This window comes from Paraburkholderia sp. Ac-20336, from assembly GCF_017105025.1.
Lineage (GTDB): Bacteria > Pseudomonadota > Gammaproteobacteria > Burkholderiales > Burkholderiaceae > Paraburkholderia.
In genome coordinates this window covers 16,162-39,909 of sequence record NZ_JAAGPS010000006.1, presented here as the reverse complement: position 1 = coordinate 39,909, position 23,748 = coordinate 16,162, and the positions used below count along the sequence as shown (strand labels likewise).

25 protein-coding genes and 1 pseudogene are annotated in these 23,748 nt (G+C 60.6%); 11 read left to right on the top strand and 15 right to left on the bottom strand.

The window, feature by feature from the left end:
• Nucleotides 1–69 precede the first annotated feature (69 nt).
• Nucleotides 70–963: a 2-aminophenol 1,6-dioxygenase subunit beta gene (gene cnbCb / locus GXB81_RS04395; RefSeq protein WP_205299253.1), complete on the bottom strand. Its 894-nt coding sequence runs from the start codon at nucleotides 961–963 to the stop codon at nucleotides 70–72.
• 39 nt (nucleotides 964–1,002) lie between these two features.
• A complete protein-coding gene (locus GXB81_RS04390) occupies nucleotides 1,003–1,371 on the bottom strand; it encodes a RidA family protein (RefSeq protein ID WP_167047084.1) in 369 nt (122 codons plus the stop codon).
• 356 nt (nucleotides 1,372–1,727) lie between these two features.
• Between GXB81_RS04390 and GXB81_RS04385 the strand changes: the two genes are divergently transcribed.
• On the top strand, nucleotides 1,728–2,207 hold the full coding sequence (locus GXB81_RS04385; protein WP_167047087.1) for a MarR family winged helix-turn-helix transcriptional regulator: 480 nt from the start codon (nucleotides 1,728–1,730) through the stop codon (nucleotides 2,205–2,207).
• A gap of 30 nt (nucleotides 2,208–2,237) precedes the next feature.
• Here GXB81_RS04385 and dmpG read toward each other — a convergent pair whose 3' ends face one another.
• The 5 genes from dmpG to GXB81_RS04360 are packed head-to-tail and all read right to left on the bottom strand — an operon-like array spanning nucleotide 2,238 to nucleotide 6,125.
• Nucleotides 2,238–3,317: a 4-hydroxy-2-oxovalerate aldolase gene (dmpG, locus tag GXB81_RS04380; protein WP_205988474.1), complete on the bottom strand. Its 1,080-nt coding sequence runs from the start codon at nucleotides 3,315–3,317 to the stop codon at nucleotides 2,238–2,240.
• Complete coding sequence (locus GXB81_RS04375) at nucleotides 3,318–4,277, bottom strand: acetaldehyde dehydrogenase (acetylating) (RefSeq protein ID WP_205988473.1); 960 nt, start codon at nucleotides 4,275–4,277, stop codon at nucleotides 3,318–3,320. It abuts the gene before it with no gap.
• A 23-nt stretch (nucleotides 4,278–4,300) separates the two neighbouring features.
• Nucleotides 4,301–5,086: a fumarylacetoacetate hydrolase family protein gene (locus tag GXB81_RS04370; RefSeq protein WP_205988472.1), complete on the bottom strand. Its 786-nt coding sequence runs from the start codon at nucleotides 5,084–5,086 to the stop codon at nucleotides 4,301–4,303.
• Nucleotides 5,086–5,898, bottom strand: a complete 813-nt coding sequence (locus GXB81_RS04365; protein ID WP_205988471.1) for a fumarylacetoacetate hydrolase family protein — start codon at nucleotides 5,896–5,898, stop codon at nucleotides 5,086–5,088. Before GXB81_RS04365 ends, GXB81_RS04370 begins: the two co-directional genes overlap by 1 nt.
• Nucleotides 5,895–6,125, bottom strand: a complete 231-nt coding sequence (locus tag GXB81_RS04360; RefSeq protein ID WP_167047101.1) for a tautomerase family protein — start codon at nucleotides 6,123–6,125, stop codon at nucleotides 5,895–5,897. Before GXB81_RS04360 ends, GXB81_RS04365 begins: the two co-directional genes overlap by 4 nt.
• Nucleotides 6,126–6,262: 137 nt before the next feature.
• On the opposite strand from GXB81_RS04360, the gene GXB81_RS04355 reads away from it, so the two are divergent.
• Entirely contained in the window at nucleotides 6,263–7,174 is a 912-nt protein-coding gene (locus GXB81_RS04355) for a LysR family transcriptional regulator (RefSeq protein ID WP_205988470.1), read from the top strand.
• Nucleotides 7,175–7,207: 33 nt separating this feature from the next.
• On the opposite strand, the gene GXB81_RS04350 is transcribed toward GXB81_RS04355, so the two are convergent.
• The 3 genes and pseudogenes from GXB81_RS04350 to GXB81_RS04345 form a co-directional block, all read right to left on the bottom strand.
• On the bottom strand, nucleotides 7,208–7,909 hold the full coding sequence (locus tag GXB81_RS04350; RefSeq protein WP_167047107.1) for an HD domain-containing protein: 702 nt from the start codon (nucleotides 7,907–7,909) through the stop codon (nucleotides 7,208–7,210).
• Nucleotides 7,910–8,066: 157 nt separating this feature from the next.
• A pseudogene (locus tag GXB81_RS31325) lies at nucleotides 8,067–8,213 on the bottom strand (AraC family transcriptional regulator); the annotation flags it as partial.
• Nucleotides 8,214–8,346: 133 nt separating this feature from the next.
• Entirely contained in the window at nucleotides 8,347–9,012 is a 666-nt protein-coding gene (locus tag GXB81_RS04345) for a response regulator transcription factor (RefSeq protein ID WP_167047110.1), read from the bottom strand.
• 81 nt (nucleotides 9,013–9,093) lie between these two features.
• Here GXB81_RS04345 and GXB81_RS04340 point away from each other — a divergent pair, with 81 nt between their 5' ends.
• The 3 genes from GXB81_RS04340 (at nucleotide 9,094) to GXB81_RS04330 (ending at nucleotide 12,323) form a co-directional block, all read left to right on the top strand.
• A complete protein-coding gene (locus GXB81_RS04340) occupies nucleotides 9,094–10,926 on the top strand; it encodes an ATP-binding protein (RefSeq protein WP_241016233.1) in 1,833 nt (610 codons plus the stop codon).
• Nucleotides 10,927–11,168: 242 nt separating this feature from the next.
• A complete protein-coding gene (locus tag GXB81_RS04335; RefSeq protein WP_167283029.1) occupies nucleotides 11,169–11,405 on the top strand; it encodes a hypothetical protein in 237 nt (78 codons plus the stop codon).
• 183 nt (nucleotides 11,406–11,588) lie between these two features.
• On the top strand, nucleotides 11,589–12,323 hold the full coding sequence (locus GXB81_RS04330) for a LysE family translocator (RefSeq protein WP_205988469.1): 735 nt from the start codon (nucleotides 11,589–11,591) through the stop codon (nucleotides 12,321–12,323).
• A gap of 157 nt (nucleotides 12,324–12,480) precedes the next feature.
• On the opposite strand, the gene GXB81_RS04325 is transcribed toward GXB81_RS04330, so the two are convergent.
• On the bottom strand, nucleotides 12,481–12,636 hold the full coding sequence (locus GXB81_RS04325; RefSeq protein ID WP_167047119.1) for a hypothetical protein: 156 nt from the start codon (nucleotides 12,634–12,636) through the stop codon (nucleotides 12,481–12,483).
• Between GXB81_RS04325 and GXB81_RS04320 the strand changes: the two genes are divergently transcribed.
• A complete protein-coding gene (locus tag GXB81_RS04320) occupies nucleotides 12,630–13,355 on the top strand; it encodes a hypothetical protein (RefSeq protein WP_167047122.1) in 726 nt (241 codons plus the stop codon). The two genes, GXB81_RS04325 and GXB81_RS04320, sit on opposite strands and share 7 nt — an antisense overlap.
• A 53-nt stretch (nucleotides 13,356–13,408) precedes the next feature.
• Here GXB81_RS04320 and GXB81_RS04315 read toward each other — a convergent pair whose 3' ends face one another.
• On the bottom strand, nucleotides 13,409–14,230 hold the full coding sequence (locus GXB81_RS04315; protein WP_167047125.1) for an IclR family transcriptional regulator: 822 nt from the start codon (nucleotides 14,228–14,230) through the stop codon (nucleotides 13,409–13,411).
• A 180-nt stretch (nucleotides 14,231–14,410) separates the two neighbouring features.
• On the opposite strand from GXB81_RS04315, the gene GXB81_RS04310 reads away from it, so the two are divergent.
• The 4 genes from GXB81_RS04310 to GXB81_RS04295 all read left to right on the top strand — a co-directional run bounded on the left by GXB81_RS04310 (nucleotide 14,411) and on the right by GXB81_RS04295 (nucleotide 19,190).
• Complete coding sequence (locus GXB81_RS04310) at nucleotides 14,411–15,394, top strand: hydroxymethylglutaryl-CoA lyase (RefSeq protein ID WP_167047128.1); 984 nt, start codon at nucleotides 14,411–14,413, stop codon at nucleotides 15,392–15,394.
• Entirely contained in the window at nucleotides 15,391–16,665 is a 1,275-nt protein-coding gene (locus tag GXB81_RS04305) for a CaiB/BaiF CoA-transferase family protein (RefSeq protein WP_167047131.1), read from the top strand. The genes GXB81_RS04310 and GXB81_RS04305 overlap by 4 nt, the downstream gene beginning before the upstream one ends.
• Before the next feature lie 84 nt (nucleotides 16,666–16,749).
• Nucleotides 16,750–18,057 (top strand): MFS transporter, encoded by a 1,308-nt coding sequence (locus tag GXB81_RS04300; protein WP_205988468.1) that lies wholly within the window; start codon nucleotides 16,750–16,752, stop codon nucleotides 18,055–18,057.
• 2 nt (nucleotides 18,058–18,059) lie between these two features.
• Nucleotides 18,060–19,190 carry an amidohydrolase family protein gene (locus tag GXB81_RS04295; RefSeq protein ID WP_205988467.1) on the top strand — a complete coding sequence of 377 codons (1,131 nt, stop codon included), beginning with the start codon at nucleotides 18,060–18,062 and terminating at the stop codon, nucleotides 19,188–19,190.
• A 55-nt stretch (nucleotides 19,191–19,245) separates the two neighbouring features.
• On the opposite strand, the gene GXB81_RS04290 is transcribed toward GXB81_RS04295, so the two are convergent.
• Both GXB81_RS04290 and ribA read right to left on the bottom strand, forming a co-directional pair.
• The gene (locus GXB81_RS04290) at nucleotides 19,246–20,700 is read right to left on the bottom strand and encodes a DUF2252 domain-containing protein (protein WP_167283033.1); all 1,455 of its coding nucleotides are present in this window, start codon (nucleotides 20,698–20,700) and stop codon (nucleotides 19,246–19,248) included.
• Nucleotides 20,701–21,329: 629 nt separating this feature from the next.
• A complete protein-coding gene (ribA, locus tag GXB81_RS04285) occupies nucleotides 21,330–21,980 on the bottom strand; it encodes a GTP cyclohydrolase II (RefSeq protein ID WP_167283076.1) in 651 nt (216 codons plus the stop codon).
• A 360-nt stretch (nucleotides 21,981–22,340) separates the two neighbouring features.
• Between ribA and GXB81_RS04280 the strand changes: the two genes are divergently transcribed.
• The gene (locus GXB81_RS04280) at nucleotides 22,341–22,784 is read left to right on the top strand and encodes a CBS domain-containing protein (RefSeq protein ID WP_167283035.1); all 444 of its coding nucleotides are present in this window, start codon (nucleotides 22,341–22,343) and stop codon (nucleotides 22,782–22,784) included.
• Between the two features lie 406 nt (nucleotides 22,785–23,190).
• Here GXB81_RS04280 and GXB81_RS04275 read toward each other — a convergent pair whose 3' ends face one another.
• Complete coding sequence (locus GXB81_RS04275) at nucleotides 23,191–23,538, bottom strand: DUF4148 domain-containing protein (RefSeq protein ID WP_167283037.1); 348 nt, start codon at nucleotides 23,536–23,538, stop codon at nucleotides 23,191–23,193.
• Nucleotides 23,539–23,748 lie beyond the last annotated feature (210 nt).

Genomic DNA, 23,748 nt, shown 5'->3' with positions numbered 1-23,748 from the left:
CGGAATACTCCAGCTCATGTTCGTAGCAAAAGCGCACGACATACCGCCGTACACAGTCATGAATGCTGCTCAGGCGTGGAGCGCCGGTTCGAGCGCCGCCAGGCCGGCTTCTTCAAGATTCCACTCCATCACGGCGTTTCCCGTTCCAATGACGGTTCCATATCCATAGAACTTCCCCGCCAGTTCGGGATACCCCATGGCTGAGTGCATCCACGTAAACGCGCCTGACTTGACCTCTGCAAATGCCTCGTCGATGAATTGCGGCAAAAGTGAGAATGTTTCCCGCATCTTGCCCTTGCGCATCAGATCGATCAGACGCATGTCCCATTTATAACTGTCGTAGCGCTCGGGATGCTCCTTGGACATGTCTTCAGGGAGTGCGGGTTCTTCGTGAAAATGTCTGTGCGACAGCGTGTTGCTCGCAAGCAGCACAGCGCGGCGACCGCTCTTTCTGATAGCTTCGCGCGTGGCCTTCCCCAGAATGTCCATCTCCCCGAGTCCCTCGCCGGTATTGAGGTAGTACGGACTGTTATTGGCCGAAATACCGACGACGGGGATATCCCATTGTGGTCGCACCATATGCAACGTCACGATCGTGCCGTAGTCGACTCGAAACGCAGGATTGCGCATCATTTTGGTCACGAGGCCGAGGGCTCGGCCTTCTTCGCAGCAGGCCTCCGCCAATTCCACATCGACTTTGAGCGAAAAGTCGTACCGGAAAATATTTGAAAAGATCGGATCGACCGATCTGCCAGAGAGCTCGGGAACACCAAGAAAATGATGTCCGACCTGCGTAATCCAATGCGGCGAATGCACGAGCAGGACGTCGGGTTTCAGACGCTCGATACTTTCTCGAGCATGATCGTACGCCCAGCGCAATACTTCCCACCCTCCCTCGGAACGCGGCTCATTCTGTGCCGGATTTTCTCCGTAGACGAGATGCGGCGGATGCGGTGCCAACATGCCAGAAAGAATTCGACCTCCGCTCACGATTGCCTCCTTTCAGACAACTAGCTGGAATTCAATTTCGACTGCCGCCCCAAGCGGCAGTCCCGCTACGACGACAAAGCTTCTTGCTGGCAGCGGCTCATTCCTGAAGAACTCGTCCCATGCATCATTCACGGCTGCGGCACTCTCGTGGCCGGCGCAGTATACCCGCGCGAACACGAGGGTTCTAAGTGACCACTTCTCCGCCTCGCAAAGTGCGAGCAAGTTGTGCAACACCTGCCGGGTCTCCTCCGCCGCACCACCCGTTGCCAATTCGCCCGTCATCCGGTCGAGTCCAATCAGTCCGGACACGAACACTAGAGAACCTACCCGGACAACCGGTGTATAGCGAAACCTCGGAGCCGGCAATGCCGAAGGTCTCATAAGTCGACGCACCTCGTTCCTCCATCCGCTGCCGGATATTCCGGCATGAACACATTCAAATAGTACGTATACGTCATTTATAAGCAAGTCAATTCGCTCTATGGCAATTCAAAGTCTAAGTAGCACAACTTGCACTGTCAAACTAAAAATAGCCAAAATTATTGGGATTAACCCGAATTCACTCCGAGATCATGCCTGGTTAAGACTGGTCAAGCCAACACCTTGATAGTCTGCCGGCATCAATCGCATTGTCTCTATACGTATAATATGTCGGCAACCGACTGTAGCCATCTGCCCGTTATGCGCCTTCACGGACACCGGCGAGCGACCTGTTATTCGACTCTGGAACCCACGATATGCATAAAAAAAAGAACTACCCTGAATTGTCCCCAGTCACCACGAAGATTCTGGACGCTTTCCGGCTGGATCAAGTGACGTCGCATCTCTTGCGTCGTGCTCACTTCAAAGCGGAAGAGTTGTTTGCCTCGGAATTCCACGATGAATCGGTCACGCCACGACAGAAAGCTGCCCTGATCGCCCTCTATCAACATCCCGGAATGAGTCAAAACCTGCTCGCGGAACAGCTTTTTATGGACCGCAATACCGTCGCCGAGATGGTAAAGCGGCTGTGCGCCAACCGTCTTATCGAACGAACCCCGGCCGCAACCGATGCCCGGGCGTATGAATTATTTCTCGCCCCTGCCGGCGCGGCGCTGCTTGATCGAATGATGACGCGTGACTCAAGCGTCGAAAAGAAACTTCTCGAACGCCTGCCGCAGGAATACCGCCCGCTGTTCCTGAAATGTCTGCGCCTGATCGTGCAGGAAAGCGATTGACTTCGTCGAACGAGCGTCACCCATACCGATTCATTCAGTCAGGGTTGCGGATCGCCGATGGCTGCTGGCGTCGGTTGCCAGTACGCCGCCCGAGGCAAGCGAAACCAGGTCCAACGCGACATCGACGATCATGTCCTCCTGACCGCCCACCATCTTCCGACGCCCCAGTTCCACAAGGATATCGACCGTTTTCAACCCGTACTTTCTCGCCGCAAGTTCTGCATGCCTGAGAAAACTCGAGTAGACGCCCGCATAACCGAGTGCCAACGTTTCACGATCGACCCTGACGGGCCGGTCCTGAAGTGGACGCACGAGGTCATCGGCGGCGTCCATCAGGCGGTATAAATCGCAGCCATGACGCCATCCCTGCCGCTCCGCGGCGGCAACGAACACTTCAAGCGGCGCATTACCCGCGCCTGCCCCCATTCCAGCCAGGCTTGCATCGATACGGTCACAGCCTTCTTCGAGTGCCACGAGCGAATTGGCAACCCCGAGACCCAGGTTGTGATGAGCATGCATGCCGGTCAACGTCTGCGGCTTCAGTACGTCCTTGAATGCCCGGAATCGCTCCCTGACATCGTTCATTCCGAGCGCCCCGCCCGAATCGACGACATAGACACAGGTTGCACCGTAGCGCTCCATCAGCCGGGCCTGCTCCGCGAGCCTGGCGGGCGTCGTCATATGGCTCATCATCAGAAAGCCGACGGCGTCCATTCCAAGCTTGCTTGCGAACTCCAGATGCTGTCGCGATACGTCGGCCTCGGTGCAATGCGTCGCCACACGGACAATTCTCGCACCGGCATCGTAAGCATTCCGCAAGTCATGAATCGTGCCGATTCCCGGAATGAGCAAGGTCGCAATTTTCGCGTGCGTGACGCTCGCCGCAGCAGCTTCGATCCATGCGACGTCCGAATGCAAGCCGAAGCCATAGTTAAAGCTCGATCCTTCAATGCCGTCGCCGTGAGCGACTTCTATGCTATCGACACCGGCCGCGTCGAGAGCGGACGCGATCAATCTTACGTTTTCGATACCATATTGATGCCGAATCGCGTGACTACCGTCACGCAAAGTGACATCGGAAACGTAGATTTTGCGGTTCATGCTGTTCACTTACGCAACCTCCTTCCGACCACGCGCCACGCCGGCCGCCATTCGCCGGCGAGCCATCGTTTCCCCACAAGCCAGTGCCGCCGATGTCATGATGTCCAGATTGCCGGCGTAGGCAGGCAGATAGTGGCCGGCGCCTTCGACTTCGAGGAAGACCGAGGTTTTCAAGCCGTGTCTTGTACCCACGCCCGGCACATTCAATGGCTTGTCCCGTTCGATCATGTCGAACTGCACCTTCTGCTTCAGACGATAACCCGGGACGTACGCTTGCACGGCGGCGACCATGCGCTCGATGCCTGCATCGACAGCGCGCGTGTCGACAGCGTCCGACAGAACGAACACGGTATCGCGCATGGCAAGCGGCGGCTCGGCCGGGTTCAGGATGATGATGGCCTTGCCTCGCGTTGCACCCCCGATCTGTTCAATAGCGGCTCGCGTCGTTTCGGTGAATTCATCGATGTTGGCGCGCGTGCCCGGGCCTGCCGACCTGCTACTGATCGACGCGACGATTTCGGCATAGTGCACCTTGGCGACTTGAGACACCGCGGCGACGATCGGGATCGTGGCCTGCCCTCCACACGTGACCATGTTCACGTTGGAGGCGTTTTCCGACTCCAGGTTGATCGCCGGAATCACGTACGGCCCAATAGCGGCCGGTGTGAGGTCAATGACCTGAATGCCGTGTGCCTGCAGGATCTCGTTGTGACGCGCATGTGCATCCGCCGATGTGGCGTCGAACACGATGTCGATCTCGCCAAACATCCCCAGCTCGAGCAAGCCTTCAATGCCTTTCGCGGTCGTCATCACGCCCATGCGCGCCGCACGGGCCAGGCCGTCCGATGCGGGATCGACGCCGACCATGGCGCCCATTTCCAGGTGCCGGCCATTACGCAGGATCTTGATCATCAGATCGGTGCCGATATTCCCGGATCCGATGATTGCCACCTTTAGCTTGTCCGTCATGTCGCCCTCCATAACGCTTCGCCCTACTGACCGATCAATGGCTGCCTGTCCGTGTGGAAACCGGCACGGCCGATCCGTTCCATCTCCACGCCAATGTACTGCCCGGGTTTGAGCCATTCGGCCGAAGTCGCACCGCCCGCCATCACGACGTCACCCGCCTCCAATGGCTCACCCGCCGCCGCGGAAAGGCGCGCTGCCGCCACCAGCGAACGTAGCGGATGGCCGAGCAGCGCGCCCGTAGAACCGACTTGAACGGTTCGTCCGTCAATGCTCATCACGAGCCCGAGATTCGAGAAGTCTGCGCGTGGATCGCTCCACGGCCCGATGACGAAACCGCTGGACGACGCGTTGTCTGCGATAACCTCGCTCAAGCTGAAGCGGAAGTCGCGGTAACGCGAATCGATGATCTCCAGTGCGGGAGCGATCGCCTCGACAGCAGCCAGCGCAGCAGGGCCCGTCTCGTTGCCGTGAAGACCCCGCTTCAGAACAAAGGCCAGCTCGGGTTCGACCCGCGGATGCACATAGCGCGACAGGTCGATTGCCGAACCTTCTTCAACCTGCATCGCGGACGTCAGACGCCCCCAGATAACATCGGAAAGACCCATCTGCGCCATCTTGGCGCGACTGGTAAAGCCCATTTTTACGCCGACTCGTCGCTCGCCTCGCACGAGACGTCGCTCGATCGACGTGCGCTGGATCGCGTACGCGTCCTCAAGCGACAACGCTCCCTGAGGATCGAATTGCGATATCGCGTGCGCGTGACGAGCTGCGTCGTCGAGTTGTGCGGCAATGGATTGGATCTGGCTCATCAGGATGGCTCTTTCGAATGGGATTCAAAAACAGCGCTGACGGAACCGAGACCATGAATATGAGCTTCAAATCGGTCTCCGGGCTCGACCGATACCATCGGACCCAGCGCGCCCGACAACACCACGCTGCCGGCGCGCAGCGGCGTGCCTCGCTCGATCATGGTGCGCGCCAGCCATGTGACCGCGTTGAGCGGATGGCCAAGGCAAGCAGCCCCCGCCCCGACCGAGACGGGTTCGCCGCGACGCTCGAGCAGCATGCCGCACAGCCGGAGATCGAAGGCATCCAGCTTCACGGGGCGCCCCCCCAATACGAACGCCGACGACGATGCGTTGTCCGCTACGGTGTCGACGATGCCGATATTCCAGTTCGCAATGCGACTGCCTACGATCTCGATCGCGGGCAGCGCATAGTCGACGGCGGCCACGACATCCGCGAACGTTGCATGCCCCGCGTCGCCCACGTGGATATCGCGGCCCAGCACGAACGCGATCTCAGCCTCGACCTTCGGCTGTGTGAGCAAGCCAACGGGAACCGGTTCGCCGTGTCCGAAGCTCATGTCGTCAAACAGGACGCCAAAATCCGGTTGATCGACGCCGAGCTGTCGTTGAACTGCCACGGACGTCAGGCCGATCTTGGCGCCGACGATGCGCCGCCCCTCATCGATCCGCCACTGGACGTTCTCGCTCTGGACCGCATAAGCGTCGTCGATGGTCATGTCAGGGTACGTTTCGCGCAACGGCGCCAGAAACGCATGCGTGTGGGCCGCGGCGCGCAGAGCCGACGCCGCATCCTTGATCTGCCCGGCGTTCATCTCACCGCTCCAGCCGGAGACGCGCTCACGTCACTCGCCGCGACCAGCTCGTCTTTGGTTTGAGCGCCTACGGCCCAGTGAGCGGACGGCACCTGAGTGGCATAGACGCGGATACTGTCGAGCGGTGCGCCGATACTCTCGTGAACGGCAATCGCAACGGCCTTGACACAGGCCTTGACGGCATCGTCACTGCGACCGGCAACGAGGGAAATGTGCACGATAGGCATAGAGAATCCATCCTGATTGAGCGGCGAGCACGAACGGCACCGCGATGTACGTCATCTTGCCGAGGCCGCCCGGATACAGTCCAATACCGTTTTTTGCCGTTACGATACGGTTTCGGTATGAAGGAGACCCGTGGTCCATGGAACTGAAACAGATGCGTTACTTCCTGGCTGTCGCTGAAGAACAGCACTTCGGGCGTGCCGCGCAACGCCTGCATATGGCCCAGCCGCCGTTGACCCGGCATATCAGGGCTCTGGAAGACGAATTGGGCGCGGCGCTATTCGTTCGCACCCCCAAGGGAGCGGAACTGACGGAAGCGGGCAGAACATTGCTCGCGGAAGTACCCAATATCCTGACGCTCACGCGGCGCGCCACGGAACATACCCAACTGGCAGGCCAAGGCATGTTGGGCAGGCTCGATGTCGGCATCTTTACGTCAGGGGTACTACATGCGATACCTCAGCTGCTGGCAAGATTTCATACAGATCGGCCGGGCGTGAAAATCGGCTTGCACAACCTGTCGAAGGCCGGCCAAATCGAGGCGTTACGCGAGCGCCGCATCAGCGTCGGATTTAATCGCTACGTGCCCGCTGAAGACGACATTGTCGTAGAGACGGTGCTGAAGGAACAATTTATCGTCGCCCTGCACGAGCAGCATCCACTCGCTCGCAAGAACACCCTATCGCTCGGTGATCTGGACAACCAGCCCATGATTCTCTATCCCAATGCGGCGCTTCGCGGTCTCGCGCAGGAAGTCACCGACGCATTTGCCGAAGAACGCATCGCGCTCGTCGTGGAGCAGGAAGTCGAGGATGTCATTACCGCGATGAGTCTTGCCGCGAGCCGTTTCGGCGTCTGTATTACAACGGCCTCTGCGGCAAATCTCAAACTACCGGGCCTCGCTTATCGGCCATTGCGTTCGCGACGTCTTCGCCATATCGAACTGAACTGCCTGTACCGGAAAGGCGATACGGCGCCCGCGCTGACGGCGTTTCTGGAAGTCGTGCGGGCGTTTCGCCGGCAGTCGGCACGAATGAGGTCTGCTCCCTGACGGCGATCAGCACTTTCCCGACTGCTGCCGCTATTACACCGTTGCAGAAGCAGCGCCGCCGCAAGCGCAGTGCGTGTCGTGCACATGCCCGTTCGAATCGTCCCACGCCGACGTCAAAATGATCTTGCAAAAGTTCAGTCGCCTGTACGTGGGGTCGCGAAGATCGAGCACATCGGCCTTGACGTTACCGAATGTCGTCTCGGGTTTCTTCTTCGTGCCATGAGCAAACGCATCGATGATGCCGTTCTTGAAGTCCTTTTCGCGCGGATGAGCCTCCACCACCTGCACCCGCTGCTCCTCGCTGAACTCGCCGTACGCAAGCCCAAGTACGTCCATCTCGACACCCGCCGTCACCAGCGAGACTACCGGCTTCAGATGCTCCGGCACGCCGGGCGTCGTATGCAATGCGATCGACAGCCATACCTGCTCGATGTCGTACTCGCTCACGTTGTACTGCCTGAGGAAATCTCGCGCCGCATTCGCCCCATCGACTTCGAAGCGGTCTGCCTTGCTGCTATAGGCATCGACCAGACCGATGTCATGAAACATCGCGCCGATATAGAGCAATTCCGCATCGTATTTGAACTGCTTTCTCTCTCCGGTAAGGGCACCAAAAAGAAACACGCGCCGCGAATGGTTATAGAGCAGGTCCGATTCGGTGTCGCGAACAAATTCGGTCGCCGCGCGTGCCATCGCGCTGTCGGGAATCCGGATTCCGGCAATGGTGGTGGCCATAGGATGACTCCTTTTGAGGTAGGTAACATGACTCGCGGGTACGAGCCCGCTTTATCGGGTTCAAGTATTGCGATATCGCACTGCTCCCTCAATAGTCGAATGCAAGGCATTTCTGCCAGGCGACCGTCGTTTCCTGCCATCGCATGTGGCGTGCCGATCAGGCATCGATTCGAGCCATGTACACCAGGCGTTTCCGATACTCAGCCGGCGTTATCCCGACATGCCTCGCAAAGGATTGTCTCAGCGTGTCGACATGGGAGAATCTGCATTGGGCGGTGACCCGTTCGGGCGTGTCGTGCCCGTCAGCGTATTTCGATCCTGCAGCGGGATATCGAGGTATCCCGCGAGCCGGATCACCCTCTCCCGGCTCAGCTGAGCCTTGCCGGTCTCCAGACACGACAGGTGGCGCCGGCGGCACGAGACCATGCCCCCGGAGGTCAAGTCGTGCCGCAATCGGTCCGAACGGACGGGACAACCTCCGGCACCGCGGAGGCCAAACCGTCACGGATCGCATAGGCCGTCAGTTCGGCCACGTTGTGCAACGCCAGCTTCGACATCAGGTTCTGCCGATGTTTTCTCACGGTGAGTACGCTCAACGTCAGCTTTCTCGCGATGTCCTGGCTGGAGTATCCGTTTGCGATCAGGACGAGAATCTCCTTCTCGCGAGATGTCATCGATTGCCCAGCGCCGTGGTCAGTGCTTTCCAGCGCGTGGGCGAGTACCTTGCTCACGTAGCGGGTGCCGGAGAAGACGAGGGAAATGGCCTGCAGCAGTTCGCTGCTGTCCTCGTGTTTGAGCACGTATCCGTCCACCCCGGCAGCCAGCGCGGATCGCACCGCGGACGCATTCTGGTTGCCCGTAACGACCAGGATTCCGGTTCCCGGCGATTCGGTCTTGATTTGCTGGGCCAGATCGAGGCCGCGGCAACCGGGTAAATCCAGATCGAGCAGCAACAAATCCGCTCGCGTCTCGCGTACGAGTCGACTCACGGCCGCCCCGTCTCCCGTTTCTCCCACAACGCGCCAGTTGGGTTGGGTCATCAACAGCAATTTCATCCCGTCGCGGATCATGGCGTGATCTTCAGCCAGTACGATATTTTTCATTTTTCTTTCGCTGTTTTTCGAGCCGACTGACAGCCCGCGTTCTTACGACAATGCCGGACAAGTGTCCGATACACTGCCCCCATGGCCGACGGTATTTTACGAAAAGCCCGATTCCACACAAGTTCAGATAAAAACATCTTCAAGATGGCGAGAAGAAAGATACCTCAAGAACATAGCGCCGACGTGCGACTGGAACTGATCAATACGTTGTATCGCCAGTCGCCGCCGATTCTCTTCGGCAATCTCGCGGTGGTCAGCCTGACGATCTTCCTGCTGTGGCACGAGGTTCCTCGGCACGATCTGCTTGCCTGGGCTGCCGCGATCTACGTGTTGACGAGCATTCGTTTCGTGATGATATGGAGAGATCGCCGGACCGCCAGGCACCCGGTAGAAACAGCGAACAGCCGCGCGATGCGCTACACCTTCTTCGCCGCCCTGTCCGGCTGTCTGTGGGGTTCCATGGGCGTTCTGTTCTTCGCCCCGGACAACACCATCGTGACAGTACTGACCTGCATCGTGCTGGCAGGCATGACCGGCGGTTCGGTTGCCTCACTGTCCTCCTGGTGGCCGACCTACGTCACGTTTGCACTGCTGACTGTCCTGCCGTTTGCCATTCGCTCGTTTGCGTACGGCAACGCGCTGTTCTCGGTGCTGGGATTCCTTTCGCTGTTTCTGCTGGGGGTGAATCTCGCCTTCAGCCGAACGCTGCAGCACACCGTGCGGGACACCGTCTGCTTGCGCTTCGAAAATATCGGCCTGATCCGGCAGTTGACCGAGGAAAAGGAGCGGGCCGAATTCGCCAATCGAAGCAAATCGCAATTCCTCGCTGCCGCCAGCCATGACCTGCGCCAGCCGACCCATGCGCTGGGTCTCTACATCGCGACGCTGCGCGCGATGGCCGAGGCTCCGGCCGTCGAGCGCGAAGCGCTCAACGACATTGCCGAACGGCTTCGGACCGCGCTGAAAGGCATGTCTCAATTGCTGAACGTATTGCTGGATATTTCGCGGCTCGACGCCGGCGTCGTCGAAGTCGAACCGCGCCGCTTCGAGTTGCAGCATGAACTGGACGCGCTGGAGAACCAGTTTTTGCAGGCGGCGACGGCCAAAGGCCTGACGCTCAGAATCAGGCCGACCTCGATCTGGCTGGAAACGGATGCCGTCCTGCTGCTCAACATGCTCTCGAACCTGTTGTCCAATGCCGTGCGCTACACCCGCCGCGGAGGCATTCTGGTTGCCAGCCGGCATCGCGGCGACCATGTGGAGATCCAGGTATTCGACACCGGCATCGGCATCGAGCCCGATCAGCTATCGAACATCTTCCGCGAGTTCTATCAGGTCGATAATGCGGCACGCGACCGGGAACAAGGGCTGGGCCTCGGCCTCGCCATCGTGCAGCGTACGGCGGCACTGCTGGGAGCCCGTGTCCATGTTCGTTCCGTGCCGGGGCGCGGCTCGCGATTCTCCGTGCGGCTGCGGTCGATGCCGCATGCCATGACGCCCGGCGCCAGGGGAGAGGGACGGCTCGGCCTGCCGGCCCGGGAGCGCCGGCAGAAGACGATTCTGGTCGTCGACGACGACCGCGATGTGCTGTGCAGCATGGAGAGCCTGCTGCGGGCGTGGGGACACACGGCGATCACCGCACAATCGCTGGAACACGCGGTCGCGGCGGCAAAGTCGCATCGCGACGCGCTGGAAATGCTCGTGACCGACTTCAGGTTGACGAGGCACGTCAGCGGCACCGATATTATCCATGCCGTATTCGATTCCATCGATCGCACAATACCGGCAATCATCATTACCGGGGATACCTCGACAGACGGCATCAATGCCACGTCGTCGAGCGGCTTTCGCGTCATGCACAAACCGCTCGATCCGCAGGAACTCCGTGCGTTGATCGACGCGCCGCCCGGCTGAGCGCGTCTCGCCATCTCACCATCCCGCGGCCTCATGCGAGGCGCTGCGCTGCGCCACGCCGACAACTTTGCCGGGTAAATACTGCATATGCAGTATTTACTCGGAACCCGCCCGTCCGGTACCGTTCTACCCATTGAGAAACAGAACAAGCGCGAGGGACCTCGGGGAAAGCGGGAAGACCGAAAACAACACGGCAAACGGCCCATTGAAGGCCGGGCAGTTTCGTATGGATCGGGGAAATAATGAATTGCCAGCAGATCGAACAGGACATTCGACATCTCGAACATGTCATTTTTCGACTGTCGGTTTTGGACTCTATTCCGCTTTCGCTTTCATATTGGCGTAATCGTGTCGAGGCGATGCAAACCGTAGAACTCATCCCCGCACAGACCTTACGGGTGAAGCGGATCCGCGCGGCGATAGGCGAAATCGACGAACGTATCGGCACCGCCAGCTCCGAACTGTGTAGCAACGGGTAAGCGCACGACACGATCCTCAGCGAATCGAACCACGATATTCCGCCGACGTCGGGCACGGGGCCTCCCAAGTCATTGCCGATTACCCGACAGGGCGCACCTCGCCCGTCGTAGTCAGTAGCCAGAAAAGAACACCGAGGAAAGGCATTGACGTTGTCGTGTCCTGTCGGCAACGGATCGACACGTATGTTCGCCTGTCAACCCAACCGCATGCATGCCGAATGGCATGACACGTCCTGCCCGGCACGTGAGCTGCCAAAGGAAACGAAATTGACGACTTTCTTCGCCATGCTCGGCGTTTTCGCGCTCAATGTCCTGACGCCCGGCGCCTCTTTCGTCCTGACAGTTAGCAATGCCATGAATCATGGTCAGCGTTCTGGCTTGTTCATCGCACTGGGTTTGGCGACGGCCGACACCCTGTTTGCGGTAGCAGCCACCGCCGGCCTCGCGACCCTTTTAGGCCAGAGCATTTTCCTTGTGAAAGGCATCAGTCTGCTCGGCGGACTCTGGTTTATCCAGGGCGGATTGCGGTTCATGCTGAGCAACCGGACACCGTCTCCCTCGTCCGATGCACAAAGGCGTGCAGTCGCCTTGAGCGCCTCGCATGCCTACCGGATCGGCCTCACTGCCGGCATGCTCAATGCACAGGCCATCATCTTTTTTTCGTCCCTGTTTCTCACGGCTCTTTCCGTCAAACCGCCGCTCTCCGTGGCGGTGGCTCTGGTCGTTGGCGTGGCCTGCGTCAGCGTGTTGACCCGCTGCAATATCGTACTGGTTGCCACGGTCAAGTCAGTGGCGAATTTCTACGCGAAACAGCGTCGGCGCGTCGAGTTCCTTTCCGGCAGTACCTTGACTGCCTTCGGGTTGAAACTGGCGGTTCCAGCCGCAACGGCGCTTGCTGCCCGGTTGCTCGTCGCCTGAGAACGACTCACCGGGTGGGTCCGCTGCCGAAGCATGAAACGTCGGCATGCTGCTGTATCGCCGGGCCGGCCTGCTGTGCCGCTTTGGCGGCGACCCTTCGCTATCTGCGCAATCGCTTCGCGAAGCGATCCCATACCGGCACGCTGGCTGATTATGATCAGATCACGCCGTGGCGCATGAGGGGCAACTGACCTGCGATCCAACCTGCTTTGCTGCATCGCCATTTCGCCGTTTCTTTCAACGGCCCTGTTTCCCACGCTATTTGCCGATAACCGATCGCATACGCCGCAACCCTGAGAATCGCCCATGCCATCGATCAATCGTTCCACCTCTGCGTCGCCGCCTCTCAATCCCACTGAGCACGCACGCGGTACCCAGCCAGCCGAATCTCGCCGCCTCCAGCAACCGCGATCGCCGACCCACCCCAGTGCCGTTGGGGATCTGGCAGCCCTGTCCAATCTAAGTTCAGAGCGAAAGCGGAGCCCGCCACCACCGCTCAATATCCGCGAATACCTTGTGATTCGTCATGAACGAACAAAGAACCTCGTCATTGGCTGCGGCACGACTCCGCAGCAAGTCACAATGGGCACGATGCAGGGCACAACATGCACAAACCGGAGCGACCATCACAACGACTTCACCGTGGATATCAGCCCTGACGCGGGTGCCAACCTGACCCTCGACTTTGCCGACTATAAAAACAGCGAGCTATACGAACATGGCAAGGGTCGATTCGACACCGTGGCTTTCGAGTACCTCAATCGCGGCCCCCGCGATCGATTCAGCCAGACCGAGATCGACGGCTGGATTGAAGGCGCGGACACGCTGCTGAACAAGTCAGGGAAAGTCATCTTTTACAACGGTGACGGAAGTTACCGGGCACAGGCTCGCGCTGCTCTGGAAGCACGCGGCTATAAAGTGACGGAAATCACCCATCCACCGACTTCAAAGTATCCGTACGGGCAGGTCTATTGCGAAGGCGTGAAAGACACCTCGATGCTTTCGAACTTGATAGGCTGGCTCAGGGCATAACAGTCCTGCAACGATAGCCCCCGCCACACAGCCCATCGGCAGTTCAACCGCAGCTAACCACCGGCATCCGCATCTCGTCGTCTCATGCCGTCGACAGCGTCCTCATGAGCAAACCTGGCGATGCTCGCATCGTATCGCGCACCCCTGCCGCCGAGAGCCGTTGTCGCTCGCTTCGCACTGTCGAGCAAAGCCACCAACGCAACGTTCATGACGGCCGGGACATCGAATCGGCCTTTAGGTCCGGATAACGTCAGCGCCCCCACCAGTTGCCCCGTCGAATCGAACACCGGCACCGAGGCCGAGGCCGTTTCAGGATCGCGTTCGCCGTACGAGACGGCCCAAAGCCGTTCGCGCACCTCATCCCAGCGCGGGTCCAATAATTCGGTGAACGCGAGCAGCACCTTGCCGGAGGCGCCCCTGTCGATCGCAAACTCCTCGCCGACGCGTATCGCGACCCGGACACTTCTCGACGGCTCCACCCGGTAGAGCACCAGCCGCTGATCGCCCTGCCGCACGTAAAAAGAGGCCGTCTCGCCCTGCTCCCGACTCAACTGCTGAAGTATCGGCTCGACCACCGGACCGACCTGAAATGACCGCTGATACAGCGTGGCGAGACGCAACGGCTGATGGCCGATCGCGTACTGCCCGTCATTCAGCTTCCGGATGAATCCGCCATGCTCCAAAGCCCCGAGCAGCCGCAAAACCGTGCTCTTGTACAAGCCGGTTCGGCGCGAAAGTTCGGTGAGCGTCAGGCGGTCATCGGTCGGTCCAAAGGCGTTGAGAATCGCGAATGCGCGATCCAGGACCGCAACGCCACTCGACGTTTCCGACGCATCGGCCGACGGCTCCGTCGGCGCAAGCGCATTGTTAGACATGTGTTCTCCTCCTTGATCGTCACCCCGACTTTACAGTTCTACTCAACAGAACTCAAGTTCTATTATTTTAGAAATTCTGGGGTTTACCCCTCTTAACCGGCCTCCTATGCACGCCTATAGTTCTTTCAAACAGAACATAGGTCTATCTAATAGAACTTAGTAAGAACTTAGGAGCCAGTGATGAGTACGTCCAACCCCAAGGTGTTGATCAGCGAAGTCGGGCCGCGCGATGGCCTGCAAAGCATCAAAAGCGTCATGCCGACAGCGGCCAAGCTGCGCTGGATCTCCGCGCTGGCCGCCGGCGGACTCAAGGAGATCGAGGTGGGCTCGTTCGTGCCGCCGAAGCTGCTGCCGCAAATGGCCGACATCCGCGAGGTCGTGGCGCATGCGCTGTCGATTCCGGGCTTGCACGTCGCGGTCCTCGCGCCGAATCTGCGCGGCGCCCAGAGCGCCTTCGAAGCCGGCGTGCACAAGGTGACGCTGCCCGTCTCGGTGACCAACGAGCATTCGATGGCCAATATCCGCAAGACGACGGCGCAGATGATCGAAGAGGTCCGCAGCATCGTTGCATTGCGTAACGAGCGGTTTCCCGGCGTGCAGATCGAAGCGGGGGTGTCGGTCGCATTCGGCTGCACGATCGCCGGCACGGTCACCGACGACGAGACGATGCGCATGTGCGCCGCGATGGCCGAATGCGGCGTGGACGAGATCGGCCTGTCCGACACCAGCGGCTACGCCAACCCGGCGCAGGTTCGCCGTCTGTTCCGCCGGCTGCAATCCGAATTCGGCGGCAAGGCGGGCGGCGCGCACTTCCACAACACGCGCGGCCAGGGACTGGCCAATGTGGTTGCCGCGCTCGATGTCGGCGTGACGACGATCGATTCGAGTCAGGCCGGCCTTGGCGGCTGCCCGTATGCACCGGGCGCCACCGGCAACATCGTCACGGAAGACCTGGCGTTCCTGCTGGAAGCCATGGGCTACGACACGGGCGTCGACATCGACCAACTCGTCGCCGCGCGCGCGATTCTGGCCGAAGCGTTACCGGGAGAAGCGTTGTACGGGCACGTGCAGGACGCCGGGCTGCCAAAAGGTTTTACCTATTCAGACGGGCGCGTACCGAGCGCGCCGCAACCGGAAGGCTGCCTGCTGGGAGTGGCGCAATGAGCGAGGTGCAAGCGAATCAGGCGCTGCCGTATAGCGGCGTACGCGTCGTCGAGATGACGCATATGGTGATGGGACCGACGTGCGGCATGGTACTCGCCGACCTGGGCGCGGAAGTCATCAAGGTCGAACCGATAGCGGGCGACAGTACGCGCGTACTGCGCGGCTCCGGAGCCGGTTTCTTCGGTACCTTCAACCGGAACAAGAAGAGCATCGCCGTCGACGTGAAAGATGCACGCGGGCTCGAAATTCTGCACAAGCTGCTTGGCGGTGCTGACGTGTTCAGCGAGAACTTCAAAAGCGGCACGATGGACAAGCTCGGCCTCGGCTATGCCGCGCTTTCGCGGCTCAATCCGCGTCTCGTCTACGTATCGCACAAGGGATTCCTGCCCGGTCCGTACGATCACCGTACCGCGCTCGACGAGGTCGTGCAGATGATGGGCGGCCTCGCCTACATGACAGGACCGGAAGACCGTCCGTTGCGGGCCGGCACGAGCGTCAACGACATCATGGGCGGCATGTTCGGCGCGATCGGCGCGATGGCGGCGCTCGCTCAACGCGAGCGCACCGGGCTGGGCCAGGAAGTTCAAAGCGCACTATTCGAGAACAACGTGTTTCTCGTCGCACAGCACATGATGCAGTTCGCCGTGACCGGAAAAGCCGCCGCGCCGATGCCGAGCCGCATCTCCGCATGGGGCATCTACGACGTGTTTTCGGTCAGGGACGGCGAACAGATCTTTCTCGCGGTCGTGTCCGACACGCAATGGGCGATCTTCTGCGACGCGTTCGGCCTCGCGGACCTGAAGGCGGACGCGCGCATCGCGACCAACAATCAACGGGTGCAGGCGCGCGACTGGTTGATGCCGCAGCTTCGCAAGCATATGGAAGCCTTCACCGCGGCCGAGATCAGCGCGATCTTCGAACGCAACGGGTTGCCGTATGCGCCGATTACGAAGCCTCAGGATCTGTTCGACGACCCTCACCTGCTCGCCACGGGCGGGCTCGCCGACGTGACGTTGCCGGCCGACGCCAGCGGTGCCGGCCAGGCCGTCGCCACGAAAACCGCGCTGCTGCCTTTGACGCTCGGCGGGGACCGGTTGCAACTGCGTGCCGCGCCGCCTTCACTCGGTCAGGACACGCGGGCGCTTCTCATGCAGCTCGGCTACACGCCGGAAGATCTCAGACAGTTGACCGAAGCGGGCGTCGTCAGGTGTCAGGACCCGCAGCCCGGCGATACGACGAGGCCATCGGCGAACGAAGCCGCCAGCGCCTGATACCCGAACAGCACACGGAGAATCACGGTGCCGCGCGTAAGCGGCATGGCTCGACTCGGCCAGTGATTCGACAGGAGACGATAGATGACATCCCTTTCCTCGACTATAGCGGCCGACAGCCTTGCCGATTCCGCGCTCGAGCAGCAGGCCGTGAAAAAGGCCGCGTGGCGCTTTATCCCGCTTCTCGCGCTCGCCTATTTCTTCAATTACCTGGATCGCACCAGCGTGGGCTTCGCCGCGCTGACCATGAACCACGACCTCGGCCTGAGCGCCACGCAGTTCGGCTGGGGTGCCGGCATCATGTTCGCGGGCTACTGTATCTTCGAAGTGCCAAGCAATCTCGCGCTGTATCGCTTCGGCGCGCGGCGCTGGCTGGCGCGCATCATGATTACGTGGGGCTTTTTTGCGGCGGCCACGGCGCTTGCGGTGGGGCCGAAGAGCTTTTACGCAGTCCGGCTCCTGCTGGGTATCGGCGAAGCCGGCTTTTTCCCCGGCGTTATCTTCTTTCTGGCCATCTGGTTTCCCGCGAGTTATCGCACGCGTGTGCTCGCGTGGTTCACCGTCTCCACGCCGCTTTCATCGTTCGTCGGTGCGCCTCTCTCCGCCTGGCTGCTCAATATGGACGGCTTCCTCGGGCTCGCTGGCTGGAGATGGATGTTCATTGCGCAAGGACTGCCCGCATGCCTACTCGGCTTCCTCGTGCTGAAGATGCTCGTGAACAGGCCGGCCGATGCCGCGTGGCTGTCGCCGGAAGAACGGCAGGCGCTGCAGAGCGCCTTCGACCGCGAGGGCTCGGCCAGCCAGAAGAAGAAGGATTTCTCCGCCGCGTTGAAGGATGTGCGCACGTACATTCTCGCGATGATCTCGTTCGGCTTCACGATGGGCTCCTACGGCATCGGCATCTGGCTGCCGCAGATGCTCAAGGCGCACGGCATGAGCGTGACGCAGACCGGCTGGGTTTCGGCGATACCGTACTTCTTTGCCACCATTGCGCTGCTCTGGTGGGCGAGGCGCGTCGACCGCCGCGGCGGCCCCGTCGCGAATCTGGCGGTGGGTCTTCTGATCGGGGCCGTGGCGCTCGGCGTATCGACCCACTTCCATCACCTGGTGCCCGCCATGACGGGTATCACGCTGGCGCTCATCGGCACGATCGCGGGCCGCACGATTTTCTATACGTTGCCGGCCAGGTTCCTTTCGGGGCAGGCGGCCGCCGGCGGCCTTGCGCTGATCAATTCGATCGGCGCGCTGGGCGGGTTTGCGGGACCGTATCTCGTGGGTTATCTCAAGGACAGCTTCGGTACGTTCACGGCCGGCATGATCGGTCTGTCGATCGTGCTGCTCGTCACGACCTTGCTGACCCTCTCGCTGTATGCCTTCAGCACGGAAAAATGAAGATGACCCAGCTTCGTTCGCCACGACGGCGCCGGCTCCTCGGGATGGCGGCCGCATCGATCATGATCCCCGCCGTCACCGCGCGGCACGGATTCGCAAAAGAGGAAACGCACGGCATGAACACGACCAGCAACTACCTTCCCGTTCGCGCGGCATGGCTCGCCTCGGGCACCGAAGCCGCGCTCGAACCGGACCTGCCGATCATCGACGCGCATCATCACTTCTACGAGCGGCCGGGATGGACGTACCTGCTCGACGACTATCTCGAGGACGCGAGATCGGGCCACAACATCACCGCGTCGGTGTACATGCAGGCACTCACGCGTTATCGGCAATCGGGCCCGGAACCGTTGCGCCCGGTTGGAGAAATCGAATACGTGGCTCAGGTAACGTCACCGTTGCAGAAGAGCAAACCGCAGGTCGCAAAAGGTATCGTGGGCTATGCGGACCTGCGCCGCGGCGCGGCGGTGCGCGAGGTTCTCGAAGCGGAGCGTCAGGCCGGCGACGGCCGCTTGCGGGGCGTGCGGCACCTCGCGACGTGGGATGCGGACGCGACGCTCGTGAATCCGTTGTCGGCCTCGCCGCGCGGACTGCTGCTCGATCCGGCCTATCGTGCGGGCGTGGCGCAACTCGGGGCACTGGGTCTTTCCTGCGATGCGTGGCTCTTCTTTCCTCAGTTACCCGAACTATTCGATCTGGCGAAGGCTTATCCCGACATTCCGTTCATCATCAACCATTGCGGCGGTGTCGTGAGAATCGCCAGCTACGCGGACAAACACAAGGAAGTGTTCGAGGCATGGTCGCGTTCGATGCGCGAACTAGCGCAGTTGCCCAACGTGTATGTGAAGCTCGGTGGCCTCGGCATGCGCATCAACGGGTTTGACTTCGAGAAAGGCGAGCGGCCGCCTTCGTCGAGTCAACTCGCCGAAACGTGGAAACCGTGGATGCATACGTGCATCGAGGCTTTCGGCGTGGACCGGTGCATGTTCGAAAGCAATTTCCCCGTCGATAAAGGCTCGTATCCTTATAGCAACGGCTGGAATGCATTTAAACGCCTGACCGCGCAGGCGAGTGCGCAGGATCGGGAAGCCCTGTTCCGGGGCACGGTGTCGAAGGTCTACCGTCTCGCGTAATCTTCTGCGCTGTCGTTGGCCGATGGAGCAAACGACAGCGCCGGGGATGATCCGTTCATTCCCGAATGACCTGAATGCGTCCCGCCTTGACGGCCGATTTCAAAACCGTCCAGTCAGCTTCATTCTGGTCCGCGTAAGCGAGCGCGAATTGCACGATCGCTTCGTCGAATGCATCCGACTTGCCGACATATCCGCTGAGCAACGCAGGGTCCCCCGCTTTCGCCATCGAATGCGCCAGCGCGTGAGCGCAGGACACCGCATACTCGCCGAGATCTTCGACATCGAAAGTCGTAAAGTCGAATGCGCCCTTCATGTCGCGCAATTGCCGCACGTAGAAGTCGTTGCCTGTGTGACGCATCTTCGACCAGCCAAGAAAGATGTCGCTGGCCGACTGCAGCAGGCGCTGCCCGTTCACCACGCGCTGACCGTGATTGGGATAACGGCTCGGCGGCAGATAGCCCTCCAGCACGGAAGCCCGCGCTTCCTTGAGTTGCAGGAACAGCGGGCATTGTCCATCGGCCATGAATAGCGCTTCGTAGCAACGCGTTCCCACGGACCCGATGCCGACCACTCGAATCGCGACATCCACCAGTTCATAGCGATCGAACAGCGTGCGGCGGTCGTCGGGAAGCGTCAACCGGTAGTCGGCGAAGAAGCGCCGCACCATCGCGTCGTACTGCTTGTTCTCGTGCGGGCTTTCAAACGGCACGTGATACACGAGCGGCGGCTGATCCTTGATGCGCAGCTTGCCGTTCACGAGCTCGGTTGCATGATTCACCACGGAACGCGATGACTGCTGCTTCGCCTTGTCGATAACGGCCTGCTCTTTCTGCCGCTCCTGCGCCGAATCGGCAATGGCCAGCATGTTGTCCGAGTTGAACTGGGCATACCAGATATCGAGCGTGTCCATCCGGCTGAATTCGGCGATCTGCTGCCGGAAGGTCTCGCATAGCCGGCGCACCACACCGCGCTGGTCACGCTGCGCGAAACCGCGTTCGCGTGCGGCAATCACGAATGAGGTGGCCAGCCGGCGCACGTCCCAGTCGAACGGACCCGGCAGCGTTTCGTCGAAGTCGTTGGGGCCGAAGAGAATGCGCCGCTCCGGGCTGGCAAACAAGCCGAAGTTGGCGAGATGCGCGTCGCCGCCCAATTGCACGATCACATCCGAATGCGGCAGCTTCGACAGATCGTGCGCCATCAACGGCGCGGCACCGCGATAGAACGCGAACGGATTCGCGACCATCCGCCCGTAGCGGATCGGTATCAGCTCGGTCACGCGGCCGGCGTTGGACGCGTCGAGCAGCGCGATGGGATCGCGATCCGTCACCTTGCATTCCGCAAGCTTCTCGCGCGGCACCTTGCTGCGCGCCGCCTTGCCCGCCTCGACGCGCCTGGCGGATGCGCCGCGCCCCGCAAACAGCATGGACGGATCTTCCTGTGTCGCGAGTGTGCCTGGGTCGGCGGCGGGCGTGGCCGCTTTGGTGCGCTTTGCGTCGGTTGAATCGGGCATGCGTCACTCCTCGTTCTGTTAGAGACGGAGGCGGATGTTCGCCATTGCGCTTAGCTTCATTCCGGCCTGGCGCCCGGCGGGGACGAAGGCATCTTTATTCTGCCCGCAGGTCTATGCCGGGTTTGACGCCTGGCTCCAGGATCGAAGGCCTCCCTGATTCCTGCCTGCCACGGCATTATTCCATACTGTTAGGAAGTCAATTCTGCTGTTAGTCTCCCGAACCATCCTGGAGACGGCGTTTCCGCTCAATGCGGTCACGCAGATGCCGTCAGCGATACTGACAGGCCATATTCATTTTCAAAGTGATGGATTGAGCCTTGCCGATCGTTCAAAGATCGAATGGCGGCTGTCGGTGACGACGCATATGTACTGGAGTTCCGACAACCGTTACACCCGAAGTCGGGCCGAGACAGAAGCATACCAATGCGGACAAAGCCCGTACTCCTCTGCTCCTATGTAAATAGCCGTGACGGTTGAGCGACGCTGGCCCTGGCGATCGACTGCCATACGCGCAAACTGCCTGGCTGGCAGATCACCCTTCCGGGTGGATGGTGTCGTGGCGATGCGTGAAAGGTTGTCGCTCCCCGGCGCAGGTAAATCAAAGCGGGCCATCGCTATGCAACCCTAAACTACTCGTTCTCCTCGAAGTAATGCCCAAACTTAACCTGCTTCGTACGAATATAACGCTCGTTCTCCTCGCGCATCGGAATCGCCAGCGCAACACGCTCGCACACCGGAATGCCATGCTTCGACAGCGTGTGGAACTTCTCCGGATTGTTGCTCATGAGCCGCACCGACGTGACCTTGAGCGTGCGCAGAATGCCCGCGGCCGAATCGTATTCGCGTGAATCGTCGGGCAGGCCGAGATCGAGGTTGGCTTCGACCGTATCGCGTCCCTGCTCCTGCAGCGCATACGCGCGAATCTTGTTCGACAGGCCGATGCCGCGCCCTTCATGTCCGCGCAGATAGAGCAGCACGCCGCAGCCTTCAGCCGCGATATAGCGCAGCGCGAGGTCGAGTTGCTCGCCGCAGTCGCAGCGATAGGAGCCGAGCACGTCGCCGGTGAGACATTCCGAATGCAGGCGCGTCAACACGGACGACTTGTTGGCGACATCGCCCATCACGAGCGCGAGATGTTCGGCGCCGCTGTCGACCACGCGAAACACATAGGAAGTGAACGTGCCGTAGCGCGTGGGAAGCGTGGCGGTGGCGTCGAGAACGACGCATTCGCTGGTGATGACGCCGTCCGCTGCGGGCGATGGATCGTGAGACGTGAGCATGGCGTTAAACAGTGGTGCTGACATGAACCCGAACGAGCCGGGGATAAGGTGTGGACTGCGAGTTTACCGCTAATCCGCATGACATACGCGGATGCCCCTTCGCAACCGCGGGACGCGACCCGAAGCGGCATCGCGCGGCGGCACGGCGGCGCGCCCGCAGAAGAGGCAGCGAGACCGCCAGCGGGACGCGCACGCCTGCATCCGCGCACGCGCTTGCCGCGCCGGTCCGCCGTGCATCGTGTGACCCGCCACACGTATTCCCGGTGTACCGCCGCGGTGCGTCGGGCCTATACTGGAATGGCCTGTCCCTCACGACGGCGCGCCAGTTCGGCGTGCTGCATTGCGAAACGGAGCCGCTCCATGACAAGCGTTGCACAACTTCTTAAAACGAAACCGAACAACACCGGCGTCTATACGATCGGCGCCGACGATTCTGTCTACGAGGCGGTCCGGCTGATGGCCGAAAAGGGCATCGGCGCGCTGGTGGTGACGGACGGCGACAGCATCGCCGGCATCGTCACGGAGCGCGACTATGCGCGCAAGGTGGTGCTGATGGATCGCTCGTCGAAGGAGACGCCGGTGCGCGACATCATGAGCAAGGCGGTGCGCTTCGTGCGCCCCAGCCAGACGACCGAGGAATGCATGGCGCTGATGACCGAGCGGCGCATGCGCCATCTGCCGGTGATCGAGAACGAACGCCTCATCGGCATGGTGTCGATCGGCGACCTCGTGAAGAACATCATCGCGGAACAGCAGTTCACGATTCAGCAACTCGAGTTCTATATTCACGGCGAACGGCCTTGAGGTCATAACGAAGTCAGGCACCGAAGCGAACCTCGGCGCGAACGCAAAAAAAGCCCAAACCTCGAAAAGCCTGGGCCAAGCTACCTTGCGGCAGCGGAGGTTCCTTCAAACAGGAACACAACGCACGAACGGCACGCCGGGTAGCTCGTACGTGCGTTGCGCTGGACTGGAACACTTCGTGGTCGAGACTGTGTGCGCCGCGCGGGTCGCGATGCGCACGCGTCGTGCTGTCCGCTCGACGGAGCGCCGGCTTTGGGCCGGGTCTACGGCAACGACCAGGCTTGAGGCGCAGCGCTCAAAAACGAGTCGCACACACTCCGGCAGGGATCATTCGCGAGGACACAGGCCATGTTCGCCGGCCCCGTGCGCGCACCGCCGCCACGCATCCAATCCATGAGTTGCCCAATCAGTTACCGAAATAGATGCCGTGCGGGCCACCCGTCGTCTGAAGCGCGGCGCCCGACTGCGACGAACCGCTCGCCGGCGCGCCATAGCCGCTCGTATCGGCGACCGGCTGGGTCTGCGTCTGCGCGAGAGCCGGGTTTTGCGCTTGCACGCGCTGTTCGGCGGCTTGCACGTCTTGGGGATAGTTCGAGTCGTTCGACGTCACCGGGTTATAGCCCGCGTGTTCCAGCTGGATCAGTTCGCTGCGCACTTGCGCGCGGGTGACGGGCTGGTCGCCCGATTGAGCGAACGAAACGACCGGTGCGGCGAGAAAGGCTGCAATGGCAACTGCCTTGAAGAGCGATTTCATGATGACCTACCTCCAATCTGGTTTTGTCTGCCTCGCCTCGCCACGCTGTCGTGGAAGCGATTGACTTCAGTCTAGTCATCACGCTTTCGAGGGAAAACCCTTAATTTCGAGATAGATAATTGTTTTCGTCGCAACAATGATTTCGAATTGACTGGAACCTGTGCGAGAACATGAGCCGCGTAGCAATAATGACTGGAAACCGGGTGTTTG